Source organism: Sulfitobacter sp. W027 (genome assembly GCF_025143985.1).
Classification (GTDB): domain Bacteria; phylum Pseudomonadota; class Alphaproteobacteria; order Rhodobacterales; family Rhodobacteraceae; genus Sulfitobacter.
This window is the reverse complement of sequence record NZ_CP083564.1, coordinates 207458-232632: the sequence shown is the minus strand read 5'-3', so window position 1 is coordinate 232632 and position 25175 is coordinate 207458. Positions and strand designations below refer to the sequence as shown.

At 60.1% G+C, this 25175-nt stretch carries 26 protein-coding genes, 1 tRNA gene and 2 riboswitches; of the genes, 16 read left to right on the top strand and 11 right to left on the bottom strand.

Annotation, left to right across the window (positions count from 1 at the left end; genetic code table 11):
* Window positions 1-181: 181 nt before the first annotated feature.
* The 4 genes from K3759_RS01105 to K3759_RS01090 all read left to right on the top strand — a co-directional run bounded on the left by K3759_RS01105 (window position 182) and on the right by K3759_RS01090 (window position 2296).
* Window positions 182-517: a hypothetical protein gene (locus tag K3759_RS01105; protein WP_259983787.1), complete on the top strand. Its 336-nt coding sequence runs from the start codon at window positions 182-184 to the stop codon at window positions 515-517.
* Window positions 518-598: 81 nt separating this feature from the next.
* Entirely contained in the window at window positions 599-1210 is a 612-nt protein-coding gene (locus K3759_RS01100) for a hypothetical protein (protein WP_259983786.1), read from the top strand.
* The gene (locus tag K3759_RS01095) at window positions 1207-1719 is read left to right on the top strand and encodes a hypothetical protein (RefSeq protein WP_259983784.1); all 513 of its coding nucleotides are present in this window, start codon (window positions 1207-1209) and stop codon (window positions 1717-1719) included. Before K3759_RS01100 ends, K3759_RS01095 begins: the two co-directional genes overlap by 4 nt.
* A gap of 70 nt (window positions 1720-1789) precedes the next feature.
* On the top strand, window positions 1790-2296 hold the full coding sequence (locus K3759_RS01090; RefSeq protein WP_259983782.1) for a hypothetical protein: 507 nt from the start codon (window positions 1790-1792) through the stop codon (window positions 2294-2296).
* Between the two features lie 351 nt (window positions 2297-2647).
* Here the strand turns inward: K3759_RS01090 and K3759_RS01085 are convergent, their stop codons facing one another.
* The gene (locus K3759_RS01085; protein ID WP_259983780.1) at window positions 2648-2878 is read right to left on the bottom strand and encodes a hypothetical protein; all 231 of its coding nucleotides are present in this window, start codon (window positions 2876-2878) and stop codon (window positions 2648-2650) included.
* Between the two features lie 455 nt (window positions 2879-3333).
* Between K3759_RS01085 and K3759_RS01080 the strand changes: the two genes are divergently transcribed.
* Complete coding sequence (locus tag K3759_RS01080) at window positions 3334-4788, top strand: ATP-binding protein (protein ID WP_259983777.1); 1455 nt, start codon at window positions 3334-3336, stop codon at window positions 4786-4788.
* Between the two features lie 504 nt (window positions 4789-5292).
* On the opposite strand, the gene K3759_RS01075 is transcribed toward K3759_RS01080, so the two are convergent.
* Window positions 5293-5368 (bottom strand) — tRNA-Lys (locus tag K3759_RS01075).
* A 104-nt stretch (window positions 5369-5472) separates the two neighbouring features.
* Here K3759_RS01075 and dapF point away from each other — a divergent pair.
* Together dapF and mtaB are read left to right on the top strand one after the other, a co-directional pair.
* Entirely contained in the window at window positions 5473-6306 is an 834-nt protein-coding gene (dapF, locus tag K3759_RS01070; RefSeq protein ID WP_259985531.1) for a diaminopimelate epimerase, read from the top strand.
* Window positions 6303-7556, top strand: a complete 1254-nt coding sequence (gene mtaB / locus K3759_RS01065; protein ID WP_259983775.1) for a tRNA (N(6)-L-threonylcarbamoyladenosine(37)-C(2))-methylthiotransferase MtaB — start codon at window positions 6303-6305, stop codon at window positions 7554-7556. The genes dapF and mtaB overlap by 4 nt, the downstream gene beginning before the upstream one ends.
* 264 nt (window positions 7557-7820) lie before the next feature.
* Here the strand turns inward: mtaB and K3759_RS01060 are convergent, their stop codons facing one another.
* The 5 genes from K3759_RS01060 to K3759_RS01040 all read right to left on the bottom strand — a co-directional run bounded on the left by K3759_RS01060 (window position 7821) and on the right by K3759_RS01040 (window position 12578).
* Window positions 7821-9173, bottom strand: a complete 1353-nt coding sequence (locus K3759_RS01060) for a cytochrome c1 (protein ID WP_259983772.1) — start codon at window positions 9171-9173, stop codon at window positions 7821-7823.
* Window positions 9174-9184: 11 nt separating this feature from the next.
* Window positions 9185-10528, bottom strand: a complete 1344-nt coding sequence (gene petB, locus K3759_RS01055; protein WP_243261966.1) for a cytochrome b — start codon at window positions 10526-10528, stop codon at window positions 9185-9187.
* Window positions 10529-10543: 15 nt separating this feature from the next.
* Window positions 10544-11104, bottom strand: a complete 561-nt coding sequence (petA, locus tag K3759_RS01050; RefSeq protein ID WP_093927706.1) for a ubiquinol-cytochrome c reductase iron-sulfur subunit — start codon at window positions 11102-11104, stop codon at window positions 10544-10546.
* 190 nt (window positions 11105-11294) lie between these two features.
* Complete coding sequence (locus K3759_RS01045; RefSeq protein WP_259983768.1) at window positions 11295-11903, bottom strand: glutathione S-transferase; 609 nt, start codon at window positions 11901-11903, stop codon at window positions 11295-11297.
* Window positions 11904-11963: 60 nt separating this feature from the next.
* A complete protein-coding gene (locus tag K3759_RS01040; protein WP_259983766.1) occupies window positions 11964-12578 on the bottom strand; it encodes an FMN-binding negative transcriptional regulator in 615 nt (204 codons plus the stop codon).
* Window positions 12579-12636: 58 nt separating this feature from the next.
* Window positions 12637-12774: riboswitch (FMN riboswitch) on the top strand.
* Window positions 12775-12851: 77 nt separating this feature from the next.
* On the opposite strand from K3759_RS01040, the gene K3759_RS01035 reads away from it, so the two are divergent.
* Complete coding sequence (locus tag K3759_RS01035; protein ID WP_259983765.1) at window positions 12852-13334, top strand: 6,7-dimethyl-8-ribityllumazine synthase; 483 nt, start codon at window positions 12852-12854, stop codon at window positions 13332-13334.
* Here the strand turns inward: K3759_RS01035 and K3759_RS01030 are convergent.
* Genes K3759_RS01030 through thiB form a run of 3 tightly spaced genes read right to left on the bottom strand, consistent with a single transcriptional unit; the run spans window position 13331 to window position 16519 of the window.
* A complete protein-coding gene (locus K3759_RS01030) occupies window positions 13331-14023 on the bottom strand; it encodes an ATP-binding cassette domain-containing protein (RefSeq protein WP_259983764.1) in 693 nt (230 codons plus the stop codon). The two genes, K3759_RS01035 and K3759_RS01030, sit on opposite strands and share 4 nt — an antisense overlap.
* On the bottom strand, window positions 14010-15566 hold the full coding sequence (locus tag K3759_RS01025; protein ID WP_259983762.1) for a thiamine/thiamine pyrophosphate ABC transporter permease ThiP: 1557 nt from the start codon (window positions 15564-15566) through the stop codon (window positions 14010-14012). The genes K3759_RS01030 and K3759_RS01025 overlap by 14 nt, the downstream gene beginning before the upstream one ends.
* Window positions 15542-16519: a thiamine ABC transporter substrate binding subunit gene (gene thiB / locus K3759_RS01020; protein ID WP_259983760.1), complete on the bottom strand. Its 978-nt coding sequence runs from the start codon at window positions 16517-16519 to the stop codon at window positions 15542-15544. Before thiB ends, K3759_RS01025 begins: the two co-directional genes overlap by 25 nt.
* A 34-nt stretch (window positions 16520-16553) precedes the next feature.
* Window positions 16554-16655: riboswitch (TPP riboswitch) on the bottom strand.
* Window positions 16656-16747: 92 nt separating this feature from the next.
* Between thiB and aroC the strand changes: the two genes are divergently transcribed.
* From aroC to cobO, 3 genes are all read left to right on the top strand, one after another.
* Window positions 16748-17857 (top strand): chorismate synthase, encoded by a 1110-nt coding sequence (aroC, locus tag K3759_RS01015; RefSeq protein WP_259983758.1) that lies wholly within the window; start codon window positions 16748-16750, stop codon window positions 17855-17857.
* A gap of 10 nt (window positions 17858-17867) precedes the next feature.
* Window positions 17868-18806: a DMT family transporter gene (locus K3759_RS01010; RefSeq protein ID WP_243261957.1), complete on the top strand. Its 939-nt coding sequence runs from the start codon at window positions 17868-17870 to the stop codon at window positions 18804-18806.
* Window positions 18807-18876: 70 nt separating this feature from the next.
* Window positions 18877-19482 (top strand): cob(I)yrinic acid a,c-diamide adenosyltransferase, encoded by a 606-nt coding sequence (gene cobO, locus K3759_RS01005; RefSeq protein WP_259983755.1) that lies wholly within the window; start codon window positions 18877-18879, stop codon window positions 19480-19482.
* 61 nt (window positions 19483-19543) lie between these two features.
* Here cobO and K3759_RS01000 read toward each other — a convergent pair whose 3' ends face one another.
* A complete protein-coding gene (locus K3759_RS01000; RefSeq protein ID WP_259983753.1) occupies window positions 19544-21091 on the bottom strand; it encodes an alkaline phosphatase in 1548 nt (515 codons plus the stop codon).
* Window positions 21092-21299: 208 nt separating this feature from the next.
* Here K3759_RS01000 and pcaF point away from each other — a divergent pair, with 208 nt between their 5' ends.
* The 5 genes from pcaF to paaD all read left to right on the top strand — a co-directional run bounded on the left by pcaF (window position 21300) and on the right by paaD (window position 25170).
* On the top strand, window positions 21300-22505 hold the full coding sequence (pcaF, locus tag K3759_RS00995) for a 3-oxoadipyl-CoA thiolase (RefSeq protein ID WP_259983749.1): 1206 nt from the start codon (window positions 21300-21302) through the stop codon (window positions 22503-22505).
* A gap of 28 nt (window positions 22506-22533) precedes the next feature.
* Window positions 22534-23526, top strand: a complete 993-nt coding sequence (gene paaA, locus K3759_RS00990) for a 1,2-phenylacetyl-CoA epoxidase subunit PaaA (RefSeq protein ID WP_259983746.1) — start codon at window positions 22534-22536, stop codon at window positions 23524-23526.
* 5 nt (window positions 23527-23531) lie between these two features.
* The gene (gene paaB / locus K3759_RS00985; RefSeq protein ID WP_259983744.1) at window positions 23532-23876 is read left to right on the top strand and encodes a 1,2-phenylacetyl-CoA epoxidase subunit PaaB; all 345 of its coding nucleotides are present in this window, start codon (window positions 23532-23534) and stop codon (window positions 23874-23876) included.
* Window positions 23877-23905: 29 nt separating this feature from the next.
* Complete coding sequence (paaC, locus tag K3759_RS00980) at window positions 23906-24628, top strand: 1,2-phenylacetyl-CoA epoxidase subunit PaaC (RefSeq protein WP_259985689.1); 723 nt, start codon at window positions 23906-23908, stop codon at window positions 24626-24628.
* Between the two features lie 101 nt (window positions 24629-24729).
* Window positions 24730-25170: a 1,2-phenylacetyl-CoA epoxidase subunit PaaD gene (gene paaD, locus K3759_RS00975; RefSeq protein WP_259985688.1), complete on the top strand. Its 441-nt coding sequence runs from the start codon at window positions 24730-24732 to the stop codon at window positions 25168-25170.
* Window positions 25171-25175 lie beyond the last annotated feature (5 nt).

The window sequence follows — 25175 nt, the reverse complement described above, 5'->3', positions numbered from 1 at the left end:
TTAGCCGCGTCACAAAGCTCCTGCTGGGTCAAACACGCTAGGACACGACCCGCTTTTATTGGTGCTTTCATCTCTGCTCCTCTAGTTGATAACTTTTTATCACTGATACACTTGTTATCAGTTGGGTCTAGTGATATATAGTTATCAGTAACGGAGAGCAACGCACCGGAGGCAACCGCCAATGACAACCGCAGCCCAATACAATCGCAAAACCATCATGACCGCAGCTTGGGAAATCGTCCGCAAAGCCAACGTGGCCCTGCACCGGTTCCGGGTGATCATGCGCCGCGCTCTGAAAGCCGCATGGTCCAATGCGAAGCACGAACGGGCGATGGAGGCACGACAGGAAAAGCAGGCGCTGGCATCCCCCGAAGTGACCCGCATCCAAGGCGAAATCGCCATCCTCGAAAGCAAGACCCATTGGGAGCAGCCCGACTATGCCCGCATTGGCGTCCTTCGCGCTGCTCTGAGGGCCGTGCTCAGTCAATCTGGCGACTATCTCCCGGATCGCGGTTGAGGTGGCGTCCACCATACCGCGCCTGAATTCCCGACAATCAAACCACCGTGGCTGAACGCCACACGAACGGAGGAAACCCACATGTCCAAATTCACGAATGCCCTACAGGTCCTGCAAGATGCCCGCCAAGCCCATGAGGCCGCTATCGCCGTAGGGGATACACATCAGGCAGCTAATGGCGGCAAGACGTCCCCTGCAAAGGAAGATGCAGTCGGGGACGCTGCCGAGGCGGTAGGTAAGGCTGAACGCGCCCTTATGGCTATTGAACCACAAACCCCGGTTGATGCTTTGCGGAAGGTTAAAGCCCTCATCTGCGAAGGCATGGTTAATGAAGCTATTGCGGCCCTTCGCTCTGATGCCGAACGGTTGACCGAAGGTGAGCGCGATCCGCTGGTTAATCTCGACGCTCGGTGCCGTCCGCTGCGCAAGCTGATCAACAGCGTGGATGGAAGTGACCCGTTGCTTGATGACATGATCGAAGAACTGCACCGCCTTGAGGGTGAGATGCTGAAACACGTGCCGACAACCGCAGAGGGGCTGGCCGCGTTGGCCAACATGCATTGGCAGACTGAAGGGCCGGTCTCGCACATGGGATCGCCTGACTGGCAGGCGTCTATGAGCAATCCAACCTACATCGCAATGCTGAACTTGCGCACAGGCGCGCGTCGTTTGGCAGGGGAGGCCGTACAATGAACACGAACTTCGCAACCGCAATTTCTCACGCATGCGACCTCAGCAGCCTTCTGCGCGTCTGTGTTCGCTCTCTTGAAGGCGATGCGCCAGAGCAGCCGGGAGACGACGCAGCAACCGCCCATACCGTCAAGCTGGCGGGGAACATGGTGGGCGACCTGATCAGCACCCTTGAACTGGTTGAGCTTAGAGGGGAGCGCTCGGAGCAGGATGCCAGCCAGAGAACAGGTGCCGTGCAGCTGCTGGATAAATGGAAGGCTGCAAAACGCACCAGAGACGCGCTGATGCAGGCGCTACCTGCTGAGCAGGCAGCGGAGCCTGCGGAACTGTCAGAGCTTGATCAGAATATCGAATGGCTTGCTGAACGCATTTCCTGCTTTGAGCCTCAATCAGATGAAGACGCAGCCGCCATGCTGGAATGGTGCGTTGAGGACTGCGCCGAAGAACTGCTGTGTGAGCAGTATCCGCGCGCTCAGAGGGCTGTGATTGAATACCTGCGGGCCAAGGCCTAACAAACCCGCCTGCGCCCCTCTGCCGGGGCGTGGGCAACGCGGTGGGGGCCGCATAGGAGACTGTCAGCAAATGAACTGCTACACCAACAACCGAAACTGGTCCGACAGGTTCTTGCCTGAGATTAAGCAACTCATCGGCGGCTATCTTTTGGAAACCGCTGCCGACCCATTTGACCACATTCAAGCCACCGACCTCATGATGCTGGATGCCCGCGACATGCGGGTTGCCGCACGGGTAAGGCGTCCCGGCTACGCGCAGCGCTATCCCTACCAGTTCACCATACGCTCAGCAGTGGCATCTGGCGCACAGACAGAGCTTTCCAAGATTGTGAACGGCAATGGTGATTGGATGTTCTACGGCCATTCCAACCCAGATCAGACGGGCCTTGAGGCGTGGTGGCTGCTCGACCTCCGCGCCTTTCGGGCCGCGCTTATCCGCAACAGGGTGAACGCACCTCAAATTGTAATGGGTGATCAGCGCAATCCAGACGGCACGCGCTTCAAGTGGTTCGACCTGAGGTCATTTCCCGCTGATCCGCCGTTGGTCGTGGCATGTTCAAGGACAGGGCAGAATTGAGCCATTTTGTCTCAACATTCCTGATATTTAGTGGTTTCGAGTTAATATAGATTATAGCACCCCTCCCGATATCTGGTAGAAGGCTAACGAAAGCGGCCCGAACCGTACCCATAGAATGAAAGTACGTTAAAGTCGGATGTCTTCTAAAAATAACGAGGATGAAGTTCGCTTCATCCATAAAGCTCGCCGCTGGCGGAGGTCATACTGGTTGGCTATCGCAACCTTAGTCGTTCTCTGGGGCTATGCCGTCTATGAGGTGGTCGGTTACGTAATGCGCAGCTAGCGCCGTCCCAAAGTGAGCTAGCCAAATTTTTCAGTCAGCTTGCTTGCCATCGCATTGGATCAGTCCACTTACTCGTCATGGCTGATGATGACGAGAAAACGAAGCGGCAGACACATCGATGGACGCTCGAGCGCATTGCGTTCGCGGCGGCTGTTGGCATGCTGTGGTTGCTTGCTTTCGCCGTAGCCCTCTACATCTGACTTTTGGCATCTTATCTGGGCTTGCCGCGATTCCTTTCTCAGCATAGCTTTGCTGGCTCGAACAGAAAAATGCATGGCGAAACCGATACCCCATGTCATATTAGCGTTGCGTGAGCAACAAAGGGAGGCAACCTGAATGACTGACTCTGAGCGCATCAAGCTTCTAGAGGCTGCTTTGATCAAGTACGTAGAGATGTATGGGTTCATTGACGAGGCTCGGGGACTACTACATCCGTGTCCCCCAGCTTAAGCCGTCCGCGTCTCGTCATTGAAGTCGAGCAACGCTAGCTGCGTCCCAACATTCGCCTCTTTAAGCAGCGCAACGCGTATGCTGAGCGGTTCGGGTGGTTTGATCTGCGGTCGTTTTAAGCTGATCTGCCACTAGTGGTTGCTGGGAGGCAAACTTAGCCACCGTCATGTCACGTCGCTTTCGCATTTTTTATGTTGTGAGGGTAAGTTGTTAGGCTAAAATTCTGTATTGAAGTGGTTCGTTTCTAATCCTTGTAGATCAGTTCCTCTGCGGAGATAATGTATCTGGCAAACAGGGGGCCACAGTGCAGGAAGAGCGAGATATAGCTTTAATCGATGATCTCCGGGGGCTTTCGGCGGAATCCCCTTGGCTAGAGTTTAAGGTCAACCAAGCCGATCCGCAAAAAATCGGAGTGCTGATTTCAGCCCTTTCAAACGCGGCCAGGCTTGAAGGAAAAGAGACTGCTTTCCTAGTGTGGGGTGTCGAGGACAAGTCACATGCGGTAGTTTCAACGACCTTTGACCCGGGACTTAAAAAGGTCGGAAATCAGGTGTTCGAGTTCTGGTTGAGGCAGAAGCTCAGTCCATCTCCTGCGTTTACCTTTCGCACAGTTGATCACCCGGACGGAAAACTCGTGTTGCTGGAAATTCCGGCTCCTACCATGGCCCCAGTTTCATTTGAGGGCGTCCAATATATTCGAGTGGGTAGCGCTACGCCTCGCCTCTCAGAAGACCCAGAGAGATACACCGCTCTGATTGAGAAGATGCGCCCATATACTTGGGAAAGCGGAGTCGCTCTGAACTTTGTGCTGCCTGAAGATATTATGAAACTTCTTGATGCCAATTCCTATTTTACACTGACGAAACAGCAAATGCCTGACAGCCCCACGCAGATTTTAGAGAAAATGGAGGCTGACCGACTGATACACAAGGATGTCGGTGGCAGATGGAATGTACTGAACCTTGGGGCAATTCTTTTCGCTAATGATCTTCGTGACTTCAACAGTAGCTTGGAGCGCAAAGCGGTCAGGTTCGTCAGGTATGACGGTGCCAGCAGGGCTTCTATAGTGACCCATAGACAAGATGGACGCAAAGGATACGCGACCGGTTTTGAAGGTCTCATGGCATTTATCAACGCGCTACTACCCACTAACGAGCACATCGGTCAGGCGTTGCGTGAAACTAGGCCGCTTTTCCCAGAGCTTTCTTTGCGTGAGCTAGTTGCGAACGCCCTGATTCACCAAGATATGACAATTTCTGGGACTGGCCCCCAGGTGGAGCTGTTCGAGGACCGAATTGAGATTACCAACCCCGGTAGCCCACTAGTACCTCCAGACCGAATGGTAGATTTGCCTCCGCGATCACGAAATGAAAGCTTAGCTTCACTCATGAGGCGTATGGGCATGTGCGAGGAGCAAGGCAGCGGCTTGGACAAAGTGTTTACTGAAGTTGAGTTCTATCAGCTGCCCGCGCCTCTTCTGAAAGACAACAATAATTCAATGCAAGTTGTAATGTACGGCCCCCGAACGTTTGCTGAGATGAGTCGGGACGAACGTGTTCGAGCTTGCTACTGGCATACGGTCTTGAAATTTATGGCCGGGGACCGGATGAAGAACAATTCACTTTGCGGGCGCTTAGGGGTTGATCCCAAGAATGCCTCCATGGTGAGTGGTGTCATCAGCAAAGCTTTGGAAGCGGGATTAATTAAAGTGGCTGACGAGGCTCACCCCAAGGCTGGCTACTACCCCGTCTGGGCTTGATTTCTTGTCCCACTCTTGATTGCACGTATATGACGCGACACCTTTTTTCAGAATTACTATTTTATTTCAGTGCGTTATATTGACGTGTTTGACGCGGATTTTCTTGACTCACTCTTCAGTCACCTACCTGAAGAATTTGCTACCCTCGCCTTGCACCACTTGATGTGGTGCTGGGCCGGGATACAAAGCCAAAATGTGGGGATTTGAACTCTTAACTAACTTTAGAGTCAGGCTGCTGTAGGCACTTCGCGTGCAGCAGCCTCTTCACTTAGGAAAATGGGGCGATGATCCGCCGCCGGGCGTCGCCCGAGCTTACGTGCCAATTGTTTCAGCCAAAGTCGTGACCTGAGAATCGCTTGCTTGAGGGAAGGACACGAACTAGGTGCCGACACGGTCTCTCGATTTGAGAGCGATGACATTGTCCCCCATATGTCCCCCAATAGGGCACAGCCGACTGCGGCACCGGAACACCACAACACAACCTCTTGATACAGAAAGAGAAAGTGGTGAGCCGTGATGGGTTCGAACCATCGACCTACTGATTAAAAGTCAGTTGCTCTACCAACTGAGCTAACGGCCCACTAGGCGGGTAACTAGAAATTTGGCGCGGCAGGGTCAAGCCCTTAATCGCGAAAATATTGCGAGATGCTGGATTAGTTTTCATGCCGGGGTTATATGCGCCGAATGTACAGCAATCAGACCCCCGTTTTGCCCTTCATGAAGATGCATGGCCTCGGCAACGACTTTGTCGTGCTGGATGCTCGCGCGCAGGCAATTGAAGTGACCCCTGAGATGGCCAAGGCGATCGGGCATCGGCAATTTGGTGTGGGATTCGATCAGCTTGCGGTCATCACACAAGGTGCGGGAGATGCGCATCTGACATTTTACAATTCCGACGGCTCGCTGTCTTCGGCCTGCGGCAATGCGACCCGCTGCATCGCGCGTTTCTTGATGGATGAGACGGGCCGTGATTCGTTGCATCTGACCACCCCGCGGGGCGATCTGGCGGCAAAGGACGCGGGCAATGGTCTGACCTCGGTCAATATGGGCCATCCGCAACTGAAATGGGACGAGGTGCCGCTGGCGCACGAGATGGGCACGCTGCACCTGCCGATTGACGGTGATCCTGTCGCCACTGGAATGGGCAATCCGCATTGCACTTTCTTTGTGGAGGATGCCGAAGCTGTGGATCTGTCGGACATCGGCCCGCGCGCCGAACATGATCCGCTCTATCCCGAACGCACCAATGTCCAAGTCGCTCAGATCGTCGGCCCCGACCACATCCGTATGCGGGTTTGGGAGCGGGGCGTTGGCGTAACACTGGCCTCCGGTTCCTCTTCCTGCGCTACTGCCGTGGCTGCCGCCCGGCGGGGCCTGACGGGACGTGCCGTACGCATCGATCTCGACGGCGGCACGTTACACATCGACTGGCGCGATGACGGTGTCTGGATGACCGGGCCGACGATGCATGTCTTCTCAGGCACCTTTACCGCCGATTTTCTGGAGAGCCTGACATGAGCGCCCCCGTTTTCAGCACCATGGGCTGTCGTCTTAATGCCTATGAAACCGAGGCGATGAAGGAATTGGCCGAACAGGCTGGGTTGCAGAACGCTGTGGTTGTCAACACCTGCGCCGTAACCGCCGAAGCCGTCCGCAAGGCCCGTCAAGACATCCGCAAATTGCGCAAAGCGCATCCCGACGCGCGTTTAATCGTCACCGGCTGCGCCGCACAAACCGAGCCTGAGACTTTCAACGCCATGCCCGAAGTCGATGCCGTGATCGGCAACACCGAAAAGATGCAGGGCGCGACATGGCAGGGCTTGGCGGCTGATTTCATTGGCGAGACGGAGACGGTGCAAGTCGACGACATCATGTCGGTCACTGAAACGGCAGGCCACCTGATTGACGGGTTCGGCACCCGCAGCCGCGCCTATGTGCAGGTCCAGAACGGCTGCGACCATCGCTGCACCTTCTGCATCATTCCTTACGGTCGCGGCAATTCGCGATCCGTCCCTGCTGGCGTGGTGGTGGATCAGATCAAGCGGTTGGCCGACAAAGGCTTTAACGAGGTAGTGCTGACTGGGGTCGACCTGACCTCTTGGGGCGCTGACCTACCCGCCACACCGAAACTCGGCGATTTGGTGATGCGCATCCTACGGTTGGTGCCCGATCTGCCGCGACTTCGGATTTCCTCGATCGATTCGATTGAGGTTGACGAGAACCTAATGCAGGCCATCGCGACCGAGCCGCGTCTGATGCCGCATCTGCACCTTTCGTTGCAGCATGGCGACGACATGATCCTCAAGCGCATGAAGCGCCGGCACCTGCGTGACGATGCGATCCGTTTTGCTCAAGAGGCGCGGGCGTTGCGGCCTGACATGACCTTCGGTGCTGACATCATCGCCGGTTTCCCGACCGAAACCGAGGCGATGTTTGAAAACTCGCTGAAACTGGTCGAGGAATGCGACCTGACGTGGCTCCACGTCTTCCCCTATTCTGCCCGTCCCGGCACGCCTGCGGCGCGAATGCCTGCGGTGAATGGTGCCGCTATCAAAGAGCGCGCGGCACGGCTGCGCGCGGCGGGAGAGCGGCAGGTGCAACTGCATCTGAACGCGCAAGTCGGACGCACGCACGATGTGCTGATGGAAAACCCGCACATGGGCCGCACGGCGCAGTTTACTGAGGTGAGCTTTGCCGCGCCGCAGAACGAGGGCTCGATCGTGCGGGCCGAGATTACTGGAATCTCTGGCGCCCAGCTGACCGCCTAGCGCGAAGGGCATCGTCCTCCCTGGGGGCCGATCCGAAACGATTCTTTCGGCGCAAGGGCCACCACACCCGAACCGATCCAGCACTATGACACGTCGCAAAATCGTCCTCCGGGGTCAAGGAGGGCGATGCCCGGTGTGCCACCGGGCGGAACGCGTTGCGAGGTTTTAGGCAAAATTACCGCCACCATTTAGCAAGTCCAGAAATGGAAAAAGGGCGCCGGTTATCCGACGCCCCTTCTCATTTCCTAAAAGGCCGTGGCCCGATCAGTCGTCCTTGCGGCGGTTCTTGATCGGTGCCCAAAGCTTTTTGTTGGTCAGATACAGCAACACCGACAGCAGACCCAGCAGCACGACACCGGCAAAGCCAGCCTGCTTGCGCGCGCCCAGCTTGGGCTCGGCGGTCCACATCAGGAAAGCAGAGACATCTTCAGCTAGATGCTGAGCGTCATTGGCATGTTCGTCAGCGAACTCAACCAGACCATCGGACAACGGTGGACCCATCGCGATCCAGCCCCCCGGGAAGACGGTGTTCTCATAAAGAACGGTGCCTGCCTGCTCTTTCTCTTCGCCAGTATAACCGGTCAACAGCGCGGTAATATACTCCGGACCGCCGATCCCTTTCAGGAACTGGTTGATGCCCAGACCGTAAGGACCATGGAACGCGGCGCGTTTCTTCGCCATCAGCGACAGGTCAGGTGCATTTGACAGGTTGGAACCGGGGAAGTGATCGACCGGGGTGCCGGGACGGGTGTCGTCCAACTCGGCGTCATAGACGTCATAGCCCTTGGCGTACTCGATCACCTGCTCTTCGGGCATGTTCGGACCGCTTTCGTCCGCCAATGTCCGCATCGCGACATATTCCAGACCGTGGCAGGCCGCGCAAACCTCGGTGTAGATCTGCAGACCGCGTTGAAGCTGGTTTACGTCATAGCCACCGAAGGGACCGTCGAAGGAGAAGTCGATGTTGTCGATATGCGGCGTAGCATGGGAATCGCCGTGATCGTCGTCACCAGCGTGATCGTCCGAGGCATGTTCCTCACCGTGATCTTCGCCGTCCATGACACCGACTTCAGCATCGTCGCTATGCGCTTGGCCTGCAACGTCATCTTCGGCGATGACTTCGGCATCGGCGTTTTCTTCGGCGGTGGACTGCTCTTCACCTGTGGCTTCGGCTTCCTCGGCAGGTGCGTCCTCAGCAGGCGCTTCCTCGGTTGCTTCTTCCTCAGCAGCAGGTTCCTCTGCCGGAGCCTCTTCGGGCGCAGCTTCCTCAGCGGGGGCTTCCTCTGCAAGTGCCTCTTCTGTGGTGGTCTCCTCAGCAGGTGCTTCCTCAGCCGCAGGCTCCTCAGATGGGGCGGGTGCGACTTCGGGTGCATCGGCTGCGGCAGGTTCGTCAGCCGGGGCTGCGTCGGTAGCCGGCTCTTCAGCAGGTGCTTCTTCAGCCGGGGCTTCTTCTGTGGCGGGCGCGTCAGCCGGTGTAGTCTCAGCCTCGGTCTCCGGCGTTTCCGCCGGAGTTGTTAGCAGTTCTTCTTCTGTCGCTGTGTCCTGCGCCAGCACTGCCGTTCCCGGCAGGGCAAGGCCCAAAGATACCACGGCAGAAAGGAGGTTGGTCTTCATCATGGTCATGATCCTTATTCCGCCGGGTTCACAAGCGTCTTGGTGCCGCCTGCCTTGGGCGCATAATGCGCGTCAAAGTCGGCTTCGATGGTTTCAGGCTGCGCCAGCGGCTTCTCGATCACGCCCAAAAGGGGCAGGATGACGAGGAAGTAGGCGAACCAATAGGCTGCCGCGATCAACGAGAAGGTCGCATAGGGCTCCTCCGCAGGCATCGCGCCCAGCCACATCAGGGCGAAGAAGTCGATCACCAGCAGGGCGAACCACCATTTGAACATCGGACGGTAACGGCCCGAACGTACGGAGGAGGTGTCGAGCCATGGCACCAGCGCCATAACCGCAATCGCACCGAACATCGCCAACACGCCGAAGAACTTGGCGTCGATGATGCCACCGGTCACGAAGGACGCGATTTGCACAACCCAAACCTCAGAGGTGAAGGCCCGCAGGATCGCGTAGAAGGGCAGGAAGTACCATTCCGGCACGATATGCGCAGGCGTCGCCAGAGCGTTGGCTTCGATGTAGTTGTCCGGGTGGCCCAGATAGTTTGGCATGAAGCCGACGACGGCGAAGAACAGCGTCAAGATCACGGCCAGCGCGAAGAGGTCCTTGATCACGAAGTAGGGCCAAAACGGCAGCGTGTCTTTCTTGGCGTCTTCTTTCGAGGTGCGGCGCACTTCGACCCCAGTGGGGTTGTTGTTGCCAGTCGTGTGGAAGGCCCAGATGTGGAGAACCACAAGGCCCGCAATCACGAAGGGCAGCAGATAGTGCAGCGAGAAGAAGCGGTTCAGCGTCGCGTTATCAACGGCAGGCCCACCCAGCAGGAAGGTCTGAAGACCCTCACCGATGAAGGGGATCGCGCCAAAGAGGCCCGTAATAACCGTGGCACCCCAGAAGGACATCTGCCCCCAAGGCAGCACGTAGCCCATAAAGCCGGTGGCCATCATCAGCAAGTAGATCAACATGCCGATGATCCATGTGATCTCACGCGGTGCTTTGTAGGAGCCGTAGTAAAGACCGCGGAAGATGTGCGCATAAACCGCGATAAAGAACAGCGACGCGCCGTTCATATGCAGGTAGCGGATCATATAGCCGCCGTTCACGTCACGCATGATGTGCTCGACCGAGGCGAAGGCCAGATCGACATGCGGCGTGTAATGCATGACCAGCACGATGCCGGTGATGATTTGCAGTGCCAGACAGAAGGTCAGCACGATGCCCCAGATCCACATCCAGTTCAGGTTCTTGGGCGTGGGGATCATCAATGTGTCGTACAACAGGCCAACGATGGGAAGGCGGCGGTGCAGCCACTTTTCGCCGTTCGAATTCGGCTCGTAATGGTCGTGAGGAATTCCAGACATCTCTCTTCCGCTCCCTTAACCCAGTTTGATCGTGGACTCGTCCACGAATTCGGCGACAGGCACCGGCAAGTTGCGCGGGGCCGGCCCTTTACGGATGCGGCCCGCGGTATCGTAATGCGACCCGTGGCAGGGGCAGAACCAGCCGCCAAAGTCGCCAGCATCGCCCAAAGGCACACAGCCAAGGTGCGTACAAACGCCCATCTGAACCAGCCACTCGCCATTTTCGTCCAAGGCGCGGTTGGCGTCCGTGGCAGGCACATCGCCGCCAAGGTTCGCGTTCTGCGCGATGGGGTCCGGCAGGCTGGACACGTCTACAGAGTTTGCTTCTTCGATCTCGGCCTCTGTGCGGCGGCGAATGAACACCGGCTTGCCCAGCCATTTCACGGTCAGCTGCGTCCCGACTTCAACGCCGGACACATCCACACGAATGGACGACAGCGCCTTTACATCGGCAGAGGGGTTCATCTGGTTGACCAAAGGCCAGACGGCGGCACCAACGGCGACGGCACCTGTACCGGCTGTCGCGTAATACAGGAAATCCCTCCGGGTGCCTGCGTGTTCTTCTGCTTGGGACACGGGTTTACTCCAATTCTTGGCCAAATCTGGCCGTCAGACATAGGGGTGGCGTCACCTTGCCACCTGACTTCTCGCCGCTATCTACCGGGATGGACCGCGCCCGTCCAGATGTCAAAGCCGCGCATCTCGGGTCAAGCCTGCCACAACGCGGCAAAAATACCGCGAATGTGGCAATATCATTACGGCCCGATTACTGCGGCGGCACTGTATGGGTCATTGCAGGGCGCGAATCAAAGGCATCGAACCAAGCTGCCAGATCGGGGTTTCCGGCCCGCCAATCCCGCGCGCCATGGCGGAAATCGATATAACCCAAGGCGCAGCCAACCGCGATCTGCCCCATGTCCAAAGGCCCAGCGAGATGCGCAGCCCATTGGTTGTTCAGTGTTTTACAGGCCCGCTCAACCTTGCCCCACTGGCCCTCGACCCATTCCGACATGCGTTTGTCTTCGGGGCGCAGCTTGCCTTCGTAGACCATGGCGAGAGCGGCATCGAGCATCCCATCCGCCGTGGCCTCCAGCGTCAAAGTGTCCCACCTGCTTGCGCCTTGAGGGTAGAGCCCCGCGCCGGCGCGGTCATCCAGGTAGGCGCAGATCACCCGGCTGTCATAGAGCGTGCATCCGTCTAGCCGCTCCAGCGCGGGTACTTTGGTCAGCGGATTGCGCGCGGCAAAGCCCTCGGCCGGGGCCAATGGTGTGCCCGAGGTCGGCTCCAGCGCGACATCATCAAGCTGGCCGGTCTCATGCAGCAGCACCATGACCTTGCGGACATAGGGCGAGGTTGGAGAATAGAATAGTTTCACGTGAAGTCCCCCCTTGGTTGACCGTACTATTCAACGGGGCAGAGCCAGACGCAACGGCGATCAAAGGCCGCGCATCAACGCAGCTATCACTGTCGGTTCCGTTCCAAACCCATGCGCCGCCACCTGATCCGCCGCCGCAAGACGCACGGCCACATCCTTGTTCTGGCCCAGCTTCCATGTGCCGTCGATTCCGGTGACGCGGATCTGACAGGGGACGATCATGCGCAGCATCTTGTCTCGCGCCTCGGGGGTCATCTTGTCCAATTTCCACGGGGTCTTGGGCGCAAGCCGCGCCTCATAGACCGCCGATTGCCGCGCCAGCAGGTCGGGCAGTTCCTTCGCCGGGCGCATCTCAAGCATCCCGGTTAGATGCACGGCGACATAGTTCCATGTCGGCACTTGATCTTCGATCCCGTACCAATCCGGAGACACATAGCTGTCGGCCCCGGTCACCGCCAATCGCACCGGCTGCGGGCTCTTCAGCGCCCTCGCGATGGGGTTCGAGCGCACCAGATGCAGCTCTGCCAGATCCCCGGCAACGTTCAGAATGAAGGGCACATGCGCCATCAGCGGTCCCTCTGCCCCGTTGATCGCCAAGACGCCAAAGCCGATGTCACGGGCAAAGGCAAGGTTCCGGTCGCGGCCCTCTTTGCGGTAGATCGGATTGGGGTGCATGGTGCCTCCTGAGCGTTTCTTTTGGTATTGCAGAGCCTTTCCCAACTTGGCAACCTAGCATCATTCTCAGGGCGGGGCGAAATTCCCCACCGGCGGTAAGCGGTTCCCGCAAGCCCGCGAGCGGCCCCACGGGGTGTCAGCAGATCTGGTGCGATTCCAGAGCCGACGGTCACAGTCCGGATGAAAGAGAATGCGAACAAAGACGGGGGCCAAGCCTCGGTCTTTGCGCGTGATCGCCTTGGGTGGACGTGTCTGAACCTAAAGGAGATCACCATGACACAACAACGTTCCGCCCGTTTCGCCTTTGTGCGTGCAAGCTGGCATGCGGATATCGTCGACCGCGCCTATGACGGGTTTACCGAAGTTATCGACGCCGCGCAGGTGGACAGCTTTGCCGTTCCCGGTGCCTTTGAACTGCCGCTCATGGCGCAGCGTCTGGCCAAGACGGGCCGCTACGACGCGGTGATCTGCGCGGCCTTCGTGGTGGATGGCGGCATCTACCGCCATGACTTCGTGGCGCAGACGGTGGTCGATGGGCTGATGCGCGTGGGGCTGGACTGCGACCTACCGGTGCTGTCGGTCTCGCTCACTCCGCATCATTATCAGGAAACCGACCACCACAATGCGATCTACCGGGATCACTTCGTCACCAAAGGACGCGAGGCTGCTCAAGCAGCTCTTGGCATGACCGAAACGTTGAAGGCGTTTTCTTTAAAAGAAAACGCCCCGGAAATTTCAAAAATTTCCGCCGCCTAGCCGAGATAGGCGCGCAGGGCCGGGGGCGGGTTGCCCAGCAATTCCGCAGCCGGCCCCGGCGCATGGGCGCGCCCGCCTTCGACAAAGATCACCTCATCCGCGATGCGGCGCACGTCATCCGGTGCATGGGTCACCATGATCAACCCCGCCCCGGTCTCGCGGGCGAGGTCTTGGACGAGGTCGAGCATCTCAATCCGCAGCGCCGGGCCGAGTGCGGCAAAGGGCTCATCCAACAGCACCCAAGGCCGCGCCTGCACCAGCACCCGCGCCAGCGCCACGCGACTTTGCTGTCCGCCCGACAGCGCCCCGGGGCGTTTCGCGGCGTGATCGCTGAGCCCCACCCGCGCGAGGGCCACATCAATTTTCTCTCGATCCGCCGCTTTCAACCGAAGATCGGGGCGCAGTCCAAGGCCGACGTTCTGACGCACAGTAAGATGTGGGAACAGGTTATTATCCTGAAACAGCATCGTCATGCCGCGCTGGCCGGGATGCTGATCCGTGATCTCCTCCCCCTCCCGCAACAACCGCCCCGCCGCCACCGGCACAAACCCACAGATCGCCGCCAGCAGGGTCGATTTGCCCGACCCCGAGGGGCCGATCACCGCGTAGCTGCGCCCCTGCGCCAGCGTCATGTCGGCCGTGAGGCTGAAATCGCCCCGCTCAATGCGCATCTCTTCAAGCGTCAGCATGCCAGCGCCCCCATTTGTCGCAGATGAAAAACACCGCCAGCGCCAAGACCAGCAGTAACAGCGCCGCGCCTGCTGCGGCCTCCATCCGGTAGGCGCCCATCAAACGGTACATTTGCAACGGCAGTGTCGCACGGTCCTGATCGGCGAACAGCGCGATCACGCCGAGATCCCCCACCGACAGCGCCCCGGTCAGCCCGGCGGCAAAGCCCAGTTGCGGGCGCAAACGCGGCAAGACCAGCAGACGCCACAGCGCCCAACCTCTCATGCCGAGGGTCTGCGTCAGCGGGCCAAAATCCTGCAACATCTCGCGAAGGCGGGGCACCAGAATGCGCAGCACAAAAGGCAGCGCCATGAGCGCGTTGACCAAGGCCGTGACCGGCAGGCTCAGCCGCGCCGGGTCAAGTACGGGGTTGATCAGAATGAACCACCCCGTGCCGATCATCAGCGGCGAGGCGGCGAGGCCCATCAAGCCAATCGCCTCCACCCCGCCGCGCCGCCGGGTGGCGATCCAACCCGCCATCGGCAGCGCCAGCAGGGCCAGCACCGCCACGCTCAACCCCACTACCAGAACGCTGTTCAACGTGGCCTGCCAAACCGAAGGCGGCAGTTGTCCTAAACCAACCAACCCGCGCAGCATCACAGCCCCTAGAGGCAGCAGCAAAAACAAGGCAGCGAGCATAATTACCACCCCATCCAACACCCGTTGCCCTCCGCCCCGCGCATCCCAGCGGCGCAGGGGGCTGTCCAATCCGCCGCCCATACTGATCGGCGGAATAAGCCAAAGCGCCGCAACCGCCGCAGTGCCAGCCAGAACAAGCTGCACTACCGATAATAGCGCGGCGAGGCCCAGATCAAAATCAAACCGAAACGCCTGATAGATCGCCAGTTCAATCGTCGTCGCACGCGGTCCGCCGCCCAGCGTCAACGCCACGGCAAAACTCGTTAGGCAAATCACGAAAATCAGCGCCGCCACCCCGGGCAACACCTGCCGCAACATCGGCCATTCAAGCGTCAGAAACAGCGCGCGGGGCGTCATCTGTAGCTGTCCGGCCAGCCGAAACCGCTCGGACGGGATGCTTTGCCAGCCTTGCAGCAAAAGCCGTGTCGCCAATGGAAGGTTAAAGAAAACATGGGCCAGAACCACGCCGTGCAGCCCGTAGATCGACACCGACGGCAGGCCTAGAGCCGCACCAAACTGGTTGAGCACGCCCGAACGGCCAAAGACCGTCAGTAGCCCCAGCACCGCCACGATCACCGGCAGGACAAAAGGCGCGCCGAGTAGCGTAATCAACGCCCCCCGCCCCCAGAACCGCCGCCGTGCCAAGGCCCGCGCGACCGGTACCGCGAGCAGAACGGACAACACCGCCGACCACACCGCCTGCGTGACGGTAAAACGCACCGCCGCCCAATCCGCGGCCCCCAGCCCCGCCGCCACATCGGCCGCCATGAAAATGGCGACCAAGGCGGCGAGGATCAAGCCCGCGACCAGAGCGGCGGCGAAAAGCCCCGTCTTGTTGCTTAGCGCGACAGCGCGGTCAGCCATTCGTTCACGGCCTCTTCCCGGAGCGCAGGTACATCGGCATTGGGCACCAACAGCGCCTTACCGGGCTGGATCATCCCGTCGAACCCTTCGGGCAGACCATCCTGAGGCGTCACGGCAGGATACATCCAGTTGGTCGTCGGCAGCACCGACTGTGCGGCATCAGAGACGAGGTATTGCAGGAATTGATCCGCCAGTTCCGGCTGATCCGACCCCGCAAGTTTCCCCGCCACTTCGATCTGCATATAGTGGCCTTCGTCAAAGAGCGCGGCAGTCTTGCTGTCATCCTCTTCCGCGATCAGGTGGTAGGCGGGGGATGTGGTGTAGCTCAGCACCATGTCGGCCTCGCCTTCGAGGAAGAGACCGTAAGCTTCGGACCAGCCTTTGGTCACGGTCACGACGTTATCCGCCAGCGCAGCCCAAACCTCGGATGCGTCGTCGCCGTAAGCCGCTTTGACCCACATCAGCAGGCCCAAACCGGGGGTCGATGAGCGCGGGTCTTGGATGACGATCTTCAAATCGCTCTCGGCCAGCGTTTTGAAATCGGCAGGGGCCGCAAGATCGGTGCCGTGAACAAAGGCAAAGTAGCCCCAGTCGTAAGGGACGAATACGTCATCTTCCCAAATGATCGGCAGGTCGTATTCGGCTTGCAACCCGCTCGGCGCAAACAACTCTGTCTCCTTGGCGGCGGCGACAAGGCTGGTGTCGAGGCCCAACACGATATCCGCGTCAGAGCGTGCGCCTTCGAGCTTCAGCCGTGCCAGCAAGGCCGCGCCATCGCCCATACCGACAAATTTCAGATCGCAGCCGCATTCGGCCTCAAAACCCTTTTCGATGGCCGGGCCGGGGCCCCATTCGGTGACGAAACTGTCGTAGGTATAGACTGTCAGTTCAGGCGTCTCCGCCCATGCAGCCGATGCGCCCATGACGCCCGCAGCAAGTGTAAGATACTTCATTGCATCCTCCTTTTGCGGCGAAAGGTAAAAGGTGGATGTCTGTCCGGACCTTCCCTCCGCCGGTGTTAACCGGTTCAGGTTCAACGGGTCCGCGCAACACGCACATCTCAGCCGAAAGGCCCCCCGAGGTAGCGTCAGGGGTAGATGCCCCCCACACAATTGGCAAGGCAAATCCCCTTGAGGCAGGGCGCTGCCCCCGCTAAGGGTTTGACAACAGGAGGTCCGCCCATGTCGATCAACAGCTTTGGCCATCTTTACCGGGTCACCACATGGGGCGAGAGCCACGGGCCCGCCCTTGGCGCCACGATTGATGGCTGCCCCCCCGGCGTGCCGATTGACGAAGCGATGATCCAGCAGTGGTTGGACAAGCGCAAACCGGGCCAGAACAAATACACCACGCAGCGGCGTGAAGCGGATGAGGTGCGGATATTATCCGGCACTTTCGAGGGCGTCACCACCGGCACGCCGATCCAACTGATGATCGAAAACACCGATCAGCGCTCGAAAGACTACGGGGATATCAAGGACAAGTTCCGCCCCGGTCACGCCGACATCACCTATTTCCAAAAATACGGCATCCGCGACTATCGCGGGGGTGGGCGTTCCTCGGCGCGCGAGACGGCGGCGCGGGTGGCGGCGGGCGGTCTGGCGCGTGAGGCGATCAAAGCGTTGGCGCCGAACCTGAAAATCACCGGCTATATGGTGCAGATGGGTCCACATAAGATCGACCGGGATGCGTTCGATTGGGACCAGATCGAGCATAACCCGTTTTGGGTACCCGATGCCAAGGCGGCAGGCGACTGGGCCGCGTATCTCGACGGGCTGCGCAAATCGGGCAGCAGCGTCGGTGCAATCATCGAAGTCACCGCGCGCGGCGTGCCTGCGGGGATCGGCGCGCCGGTCTATGGCAAGCTCGACACCGATCTGGCCGCCGCGATGATGAGCATCAATGCCGTCAAAGGCGTGGAAATCGGCGAAGGCATGTCGGCGGCGATGCTGACGGGCGAATTGAACGCCGATGAGATCACCATGGGGCCGGAGGGGCCGGAGTACTCCTCCAACCATGCGGGCGGTATCTTGGGCGGGATCAGCACCGGGCAGGATGTGGTCGTGCGTTTCGCGGTCAAACCGACGTCCAGCATCCTGACCACGCGGCGCACCATCACCAAACAAGGCGAAGAGACCGAGATCATCACCAAGGGCCGCCACGATCCCTGCGTGGGCATCCGGGCGGTGCCCGTGGGCGAGGCGATGATGGCCTGCGTGCTGCTGGATCACCTGCTCCTGCACCGCGGGCAGATCGGAACCAACCGCGGACGGATTGGCCCCGAAGCATGAGGACCAGAGCATGAAAGTCGATGATTTCTCCGCCCGCCCCGCCCTTGGCGTCGGGCTGAAGATCACGGCGATTTTGCTCTTTACCTGCATGTCCGCGATCATCAAGTCGCTGGCCGACGACGTGCCGGCGGGCGAGTCGGTCTTCTTCCGCTCTTTCTTTGCCATTCCGGTGATCCTGATCTGGCTGGCACAACGCGGCAAACTGAAAAGCGGGCTCAAGACGAAGAACCCGATGGGCCATGTCTGGCGCGGGCTGTTTGGCACTACTGCGATGGGCCTGACCTTCACTGGCCTTGGCCTGCTGCCCCTGCCAGAGGTCACCGCCATCGGTTTCGCCACGCCGATTTTTACCGTCATCCTTGCCGCCGTGCTGCTGGGCGAGCAGATCCGCCTGATCCGCGTCACCGCCGTCGCGATGGGGCTGGTGGGCGTGATGATCATCCTCTGGCCGCGGTTCAGCAATATCGGCACGATGGAGCAGACGGCCACCATTGGCGCGCTGTTGATCCTGATGGCGACGATGGTGCGCAGCCTTGTGCAGATCCACATTCGCCAGCTGGTGCAGAACGAAGACACCGCCGCGATCGTCTTCTACTTCTCCTGCACCGCGTCGCTGCTGGCCCTTTGCACCCTGCCCTTTGGTTGGGTCATGCCGGATCTGCAAACCTTCGGCCTCTTGGTTCTGGCCGGGCTGATTGGCGGAGTGGCGCAAATTCTGATTACCTCGGCCTATCGCTTTGGCTCGGCTTCGATGCTGGCGCCCTATGACTATACCTCGATGCTTTTCGCCATCGTGCTGGGCTATGTCTTCTTTGCAGAACTGCCGACGATGATGATGCTGGCGGGCGCGGCGCTGGTGATCAGCGCGGGCGCATTGGTGATCTGGCGCGAGCGCCAATTGGGGATGGAGCGCGGCAAGGCGCGGTCTGTTACCGATCCGAAGGCATGATCTAATGCAGGCTTTCGCCTGACCCGCCCTCTGCCTATGGTGCCCCGAAACCAGCTAAAGGAGTTGACCGATGAGCGATGCGGATCCGCAAGACCACAAGGAAAAGATGCAGCAGCGTCAGGCCGAGCAGCGCGCCAAGGTGGCCGAGCTGCAAGACCCAGAAAAAGGTCTGGTGCTGGTTCACACAGGGCCAGGCAAGGGCAAATCCTCTTCTGCTTTTGGCGTTGTCGTACGCGCCCTTGGATGGAAACAGCGCGTCGGCGTGGTGCAGTTCATCAAGGGCAAATGGAAGACAGGCGAGCGGCTGTTCTTTGAACAGCTGGACGAGGTGACATGGCACACGATGGGCGAAGGTTTCACCTGGGACACCCAAGACCGCAACCGCGACATCGCCGCCGCCGAAGCTGCATTCGGCAAGGCACGCGAAATGATGGAGAGCGGGGACTATGACCTTGTGGTGATGGATGAGATCAACATCGCCATCCGCTATGAATACCTCAAGATCGAAGACGTGATCGCCGGGCTTGATGCCCGCGACAAACGCACCGCCGTCGTGCTGACAGGCCGCGACGCCCGGCCCGAGCTTTGCGACTATGCCGATCTGGTGACCGAGATGTCAGAGGTGAAACATCCGTTCAAAGCAGGCATCAAAGCGCAGCGCGGCGTCGACTACTAAGACACGAAAAAGGATCGCCCTTCCAAGGGCGATCCTTTGGCTCTCACCGCTCAGATGATTTTCAGATCGCAGCGCCCTTAGGGTCAAGCGTCACTGTGTAAAGCTCGGTATCGGCGCGGTCCATCAGGCGCACTTTCATCTGCTGGGTCTTGGCGTCGATATCGACCAAGCCAAAGAATTGCAGTCCGGCGGAAGGCGGCAGGTTCACCTGACCTTCTTCCGGCGCTTTGACGTATTTCAACTCGGGGCCAAAGGTGCCGTCCAATTCGTTCGGGCCAAAGGTGCCTGCGTGTAGCGGGCCCGAGACGAACTCCCAGAACGGATCAAAGTCTTGAAACTGCGCCTTGTCGGGGTTGTAATAATGCGCGGCGGTGTAATGCACATCCGCCGTGAACCAAACGACGTTATCGACCTGCGCGGTCTTGATGAAACGCAGCAGCCCTGCAATCTCTTGCTCGCGGCCCTTGGCGGCACCGTTGTCGCCATTGGCAACCGCCTCGGCCCCGCCGCCAACGACCAGACCGATGGGCATGTCGCAGGCGATGACCTTCCATGTGGCCGACGAATTGGTCAACTCGCGCTTGAGCCATGCCATCTGTTCGGCCCCGAGGATCTCTGTGGCCTGCGACATCTCGGTCTGCATGTTCTCGCTGTTCGGCCCCCGGTAGCTGCGCAGGTCAAGGAAAAAGACATCCAGCATCGGACCGTAGTTGATCTTGCGGTAAACCCGGCCCGGCTCGGCGGGGGTGATGCGCAGCGGGGTCATCTCATGGAAGGCTTGCGAGGCCCGGGCGGCGAGGACATGGATCGACTTCTCGCTATAGCGGTCGTCTTCCATCAGGCTGCGCGAAGAGGACCAGTTGTTTACGACCTCATGGTCATCCCACTGCATGAACGTCGGCACATGGGCGTTCATCTCGCGCACATGGTCGTCCATCAGGTTGTATTTCCACTGGCCGCGATATTCGTCCAGCGTCTCGGCCACCTTGCGTTTTTCGTCAATGATGGTGGTGTTCTTCCACATCGTGCCACCGTCAAGCTGCACCTCATCCTCAAGCGGGCCATCGGCATAGATGGTATCTCCGGAATGCAGGAAGAAGTCGGGGCGGTGTTTGGCCATAGTCGCATAGGTCCGCATGCCCTCATCGTCGATGCCCCAGCCCTGACCGGCGGTATCGCCCGACCAAGCAAAGCGCACATTCCGGCGGGCGGCCGGCGCGGTGCGGAAACGACCGATGATCGGCTCAGAGGTGGCGTTGATGTCGCTTAAATCGGCGGCAGTGAAACGGTAAGAGATATCTTGATCTGAGGGCAACCCTTCAACCAGACGCTTCACCGCCAAATCGTGGTTCGGCAACGCGTTCATCGGCGCCAGTCGGCGTGCGTTGGCAAAGCTTTCGGTGGTGGAGACCTCAACCTGCACGCGGGCCGGACGGTCTGTGCGAGTCCAGATCATGCCCGAGTTCGTGTCAACATCACCCGATTGCACGCCATGGGTGAACACCGGGCGCGATGCGGCGCGGCTAAGGCTGGGCATGGCGAGGCTTGCTGCAAAAGCGGTAGAGCCCGCCAGCACAGCGCGGCGGGTTGGGCGGATCAATTTGGTCATCCTAGGCTTCCTTTAGGAGGTGGCAATGACCGCACAGAACCCCCGGCGCGTGACAGGACGCCGACAGGTAGGTGACTATTTGACAAAGCTTTGGTGACAGGGCGGTAACGTGTTACCAAAATTACTGACTGAACTTCTTCTCGTAACATTTAGATTGAAACGAATCGTCCCCACGTGTAAATTGCGTAGCAACAACAGGAGTACCCCCATGCAGGCATTCATCTGCGACGCGCAGCGCACCCCCATTGGCCGTTACGGCGGCGCCCTCTCTTCGGTTCGCGCCGACGATCTGGCCGCGATCCCGCTGAAGGCGCTGATGGAGCGGAACCCGTCGGTCGACTGGGCGCGTGTCGATGATGTCATCATGGGCTGCGCCAACCAAGCGGGCGAAGACAACCGCAACGTAGCGCGCATGGCCGCTCTGCTGGCGGGCCTGCCCGTCGATGTGCCGGGTGCCACAATTAACCGTCTTTGCGCCAGCGGCATGGATGCCGTCGGTGTCGCTGCCCGTGCGATCCGCGCCGGAGATATGGACCTCGCCATCGCCGGTGGGATCGAAAGCATGTCCCGCGCGCCTTTCGTGATGCCAAAGGCCGAAACCGCCTTTTCGCGCAGCAATGCTGTCTATGACACGACCATCGGCTGGCGCTTTGTGAACCCAAAGATGAAGGCGCAGTTCGGCGTGGATTCCATGCCTGAGACCGCCGACAACGTTGCCGCTGACCACGACGTGTCGCGCGAAGACCAAGACGCCTTTGCCGCCCGCAGCCAGCAACGCTGGACTGAGGCGGATAAAAAGGGCCTCTTTGCCGAGGAAATTACCCCCGTCACGATCCCACAGCGCAAGGGTGACGACGTAATCGTCGACCGCGACGAACACCCCCGCCCCGGCACCACGCTGGAAAAACTCGGCAAGCTGCGCGGCATTAATGGCGCCGACCTGACCGTCACCGCAGGCAATGCCTCGGGCGTCAACGACGGCGCTGCGGCGATGCTGCTGGCCTCGGAGGCCGGCGTGAAAGACCACGGCCTCACCCCCATCGCCCGCGTCGTCGCCATGTCCGCCGCAGGTGTCGAGCCGCGCGTCATGGGCATCGGCCCGATCCCGGCGGTGCGCAAGGTGCTGAACCGCGCCGGCCTGACCATTGAGCAGATGGATGTGATCGAACTCAACGAGGCTTTCGCGAGCCAAGGCCTCGCCACCCTGCGCGCCCTTGGCGTGCCGGACAACGCACCCCATGTGAATGCCAACGGCGGTGCCATCGCCATCGGCCACCCCTTGGGCATGTCCGGCGCGCGTCTGGTGATGACCGCGGCGCTGCAACTCAAGCGGACGGGCGGCAAATACGCGCTATGTACCATGTGTGTGGGCGTGGGTCAGGGCGTCGCCCTGATCCTCGAAAACGCAGGCTGAGACTTCTTTCCGAGAAAGGAACAGACCGATGTATGCACAGATGATCAAATCCACCGGCAAGGGCGTCAAAACCCTTGACGAAATGGACCCCGACGAGCGCGCCTTTCAGGAGCGCATCGACGCGGGCGGCAAGATCGAGCCCAAGGACTGGATGCCCGACGGGTATCGCAAGAACCTGATCCGCCAGATCGGACAGCATGCACATAGCGAGATCGTGGGCCAATTGCCCGAAGGCAACTGGATCACCCGCGCGCCAACGCTGGAGCGCAAGGCGATCCTTCTGGCCAAGGTACAGGACGAGGCCGGTCACGGCCTCTACCTCTACTGCGCCGCCGAGACGCTCGGGGTGACCCGCGACCAGATGACCCGCGACCTGCTGTCGGGTAAGATGAAGTACTCCTCGATCTTCAACTACCCGACCCTAACATGGGCCGATATGGGCGCGGTCGGTTGGCTGGTCGACGGCGCCGCGATCATGAACCAGGTGCCGCTGCAGCGCACTTCTTACGGGCCCTACGCCCGCGCCATGGTGCGGATCTGCAAGGAAGAGAGCTTCCACCAGCGTCAGGGCTTCGACATCATGATGAAGATGGCCAATGGCACGGAAGCACAGCGCAAGATGGCGCAGGATGCGCTTAACCGTTTCTGGTTCCCGGCGCTGATGATGTTCGGCCCCTCGGACAAGGATTCGGTCCACTCCGCGCAGTCGATGGCCTGGAAGATCAAGATGAACACCAACGACGAGCTGCGCCAAAAGTTCGTCGACGAAACGGTGCCGCAGGCTGAATACCTCGGCCTCACCATCCCCGACGAGACCCTGAAGTTCAACGAAGAGACCGGCCATTACGATTTCGCCGAGCCGGACTGGGAAGAGTTCTTTCAGGTGCTCAAGGGCAATGGCCCCTGCAACACCGAACGGCTGGCGGCGCGCAACAAGGCTTGGGACGAAGGCCGTTGGGTGCGCGAGGGGCTTCTGGCCCACGCCGAGAAAAAGCGCAGCAGACAAATGGCAGCGGAGTAAGCGACATGAGCAGCCCTGAATCCAGTGAATACGACGGCACCGAAGCCGCCCCGCACGGCAAGGCGCGGGCGACCGAATGGCCGTTGTGGGAGATTTTCATCCGCGGCCAGCACGGGCTGAGCCACCGCCATGTCGGCAGCCTACATGCCGCAGACGCCGAAATGGCGATCAAGAACGCCCGCGACGTCTATACCCGCCGCAACGAGGGCGTGAGCATCTGGGCGGTCGAGGCCAGCGCCATTGCCGCCTCCTCGCCCGAAGAAAAAGGCGCGCTTTACGAGCCGGCGAACGACAAGGTCTACCGCCACCCGACCTTCTACGACATTCCCGACGAAGTGGGGGCGATGTGAGCGACCCCAAGTTCGAATTCCTCTGCCGGATGGGCGACAACGCGCTGGTGCTCGGTCACCGCGTCTCGGAATGGTGCGGTCTCGCCCCGGTGCTGGAAGAGGACATTGCGCTCGCCAACGTGGCGCTCGACCTGATCGGGCAGACGCAGCTTTGGCTGGGTCTGGCAGGCGAGGTCGAAGGCGCGGGACGTGACGCCGACGCACTCGCCTTTCATCGCGATGTCTGGGACTTCCGCAACATCCTGCTGGTCGAGCAGCCCAACGGCGATTTCGGCCAGACCATGATGCGGCAGTTCCTGTTCGACGCATGGCATCTGGCGCAGCTCACCGCGCTGATCGATTCCTCCGACAAGCAGATCGCCGCAATTGCGGAAAAGTCGGCCAAGGAGGTGACCTACCACCTTGAGCGGTCCTCCGACACGGTGATCGGTCTTGGCGACGGGACAGAGGAAAGCCACTGCCGGATGCAGGCGGCGCTGAACCTGCTCTGGCCCTACGTGGGCGAGATGTTCATCGGTGACGACGTCGATAAGGCGATGGTCGAGGCCGGCATTGCGCCCGCGCCCGAAAGCCTGCGGGCGGATTACGACCAATTGGTGGGCGACACGCTGATGGCGGCGACCCTGACCAAGCCCGAGGACGACTTTGCCCATAGGGGCGGGAAGACCGGTGCGCGGCACAGCGAGCATCTGGGCCATATGCTGACCCAGATGCAGTGGCTGCAGCGCGCCTACCCGGACGCCACATGGTAAAACCCACGCCCCACAGCCGGCCCGCCCCCGCGCCGGTGCCGGGGGTGGTGCGAGGTGCCGCCCAACACGGCCCTGCCTTGGGCGAGAAGCCCACGCTAGAGATGGTTTGGGCGTGGCTCTCGGCGATCCCGGACCCCGAGATCCCGGCGATCTCGCTCACCGATCTGGGCATTATCCGCAATGTAGAATGGGACAACGACACGCTGGTGGTGACGATCACACCGACCTATTCAGGCTGCCCCGCCACCAGCATCATCAATCTCGACATTGAGACGGCCCTGCTCGGCCACGGGATCGAGAAGCTGGAGTTGAAACGCCAGCTCTCCCCGCCCTGGACCACTGAGTGGATGAGTGACACCGGCCGCGCCAAGCTCGAAGCCTATGGCATCGCCCCGCCCCGCCCCGCTGGCGGACCGCAGCACTGCCCGCACTGCAAATCCAAGGCGGTGGAGCGCATCAGCCAGTTCGGCTCGACCCCCTGCAAGGCGCAGTGGCGCTGCCAAGACTGCCTTGAACCCTTCGACTATTTCAAATGTATCTGAGGCCC

Coding starts and splice junctions, on each gene's coding strand:
- mtaB (WP_259983775.1), top strand. CDS start 6,303: ATGAGCGCCCCCGTTTTCAGCACCATGGGCTGTCGTCTTAATGCCTAT.
- K3759_RS01060 (WP_259983772.1), bottom strand. CDS start 9,173: ATGATGAAGACCAACCTCCTTTCTGCCGTGGTATCTTTGGGCCTTGCC.
- K3759_RS01095 (WP_259983784.1), top strand. CDS start 1,207: ATGAACACGAACTTCGCAACCGCAATTTCTCACGCATGCGACCTCAGC.
- paaB (WP_259983744.1), top strand. CDS start 23,532: ATGAGCAGCCCTGAATCCAGTGAATACGACGGCACCGAAGCCGCCCCG.
- pcaF (WP_259983749.1), top strand. CDS start 21,300: ATGCAGGCATTCATCTGCGACGCGCAGCGCACCCCCATTGGCCGTTAC.
- aroC (WP_259983758.1), top strand. CDS start 16,748: ATGTCGATCAACAGCTTTGGCCATCTTTACCGGGTCACCACATGGGGC.
- dapF (WP_259985531.1), top strand. CDS start 5,473: ATGTACAGCAATCAGACCCCCGTTTTGCCCTTCATGAAGATGCATGGC.
- paaA (WP_259983746.1), top strand. CDS start 22,534: ATGTATGCACAGATGATCAAATCCACCGGCAAGGGCGTCAAAACCCTT.
- K3759_RS01025 (WP_259983762.1), bottom strand. CDS start 15,566: ATGGCTGACCGCGCTGTCGCGCTAAGCAACAAGACGGGGCTTTTCGCC.
- K3759_RS01010 (WP_243261957.1), top strand. CDS start 17,868: ATGAAAGTCGATGATTTCTCCGCCCGCCCCGCCCTTGGCGTCGGGCTG.
- cobO (WP_259983755.1), top strand. CDS start 18,877: ATGAGCGATGCGGATCCGCAAGACCACAAGGAAAAGATGCAGCAGCGT.
- K3759_RS01035 (WP_259983765.1), top strand. CDS start 12,852: ATGACACAACAACGTTCCGCCCGTTTCGCCTTTGTGCGTGCAAGCTGG.
- petB (WP_243261966.1), bottom strand. CDS start 10,528: ATGTCTGGAATTCCTCACGACCATTACGAGCCGAATTCGAACGGCGAA.
- K3759_RS01000 (WP_259983753.1), bottom strand. CDS start 21,091: ATGACCAAATTGATCCGCCCAACCCGCCGCGCTGTGCTGGCGGGCTCT.
- K3759_RS01105 (WP_259983787.1), top strand. CDS start 182: ATGACAACCGCAGCCCAATACAATCGCAAAACCATCATGACCGCAGCT.
- K3759_RS01085 (WP_259983780.1), bottom strand. CDS start 2,878: ATGACATGGGGTATCGGTTTCGCCATGCATTTTTCTGTTCGAGCCAGC.
- K3759_RS01100 (WP_259983786.1), top strand. CDS start 599: ATGTCCAAATTCACGAATGCCCTACAGGTCCTGCAAGATGCCCGCCAA.
- paaD (WP_259985688.1), top strand. CDS start 24,730: ATGGTTTGGGCGTGGCTCTCGGCGATCCCGGACCCCGAGATCCCGGCG.
- K3759_RS01090 (WP_259983782.1), top strand. CDS start 1,790: ATGAACTGCTACACCAACAACCGAAACTGGTCCGACAGGTTCTTGCCT.
- thiB (WP_259983760.1), bottom strand. CDS start 16,519: ATGAAGTATCTTACACTTGCTGCGGGCGTCATGGGCGCATCGGCTGCA.
- paaC (WP_259985689.1), top strand. CDS start 23,906: ATGGGCGACAACGCGCTGGTGCTCGGTCACCGCGTCTCGGAATGGTGC.
- K3759_RS01030 (WP_259983764.1), bottom strand. CDS start 14,023: ATGCTGACGCTTGAAGAGATGCGCATTGAGCGGGGCGATTTCAGCCTC.
- K3759_RS01040 (WP_259983766.1), bottom strand. CDS start 12,578: ATGCACCCCAATCCGATCTACCGCAAAGAGGGCCGCGACCGGAACCTT.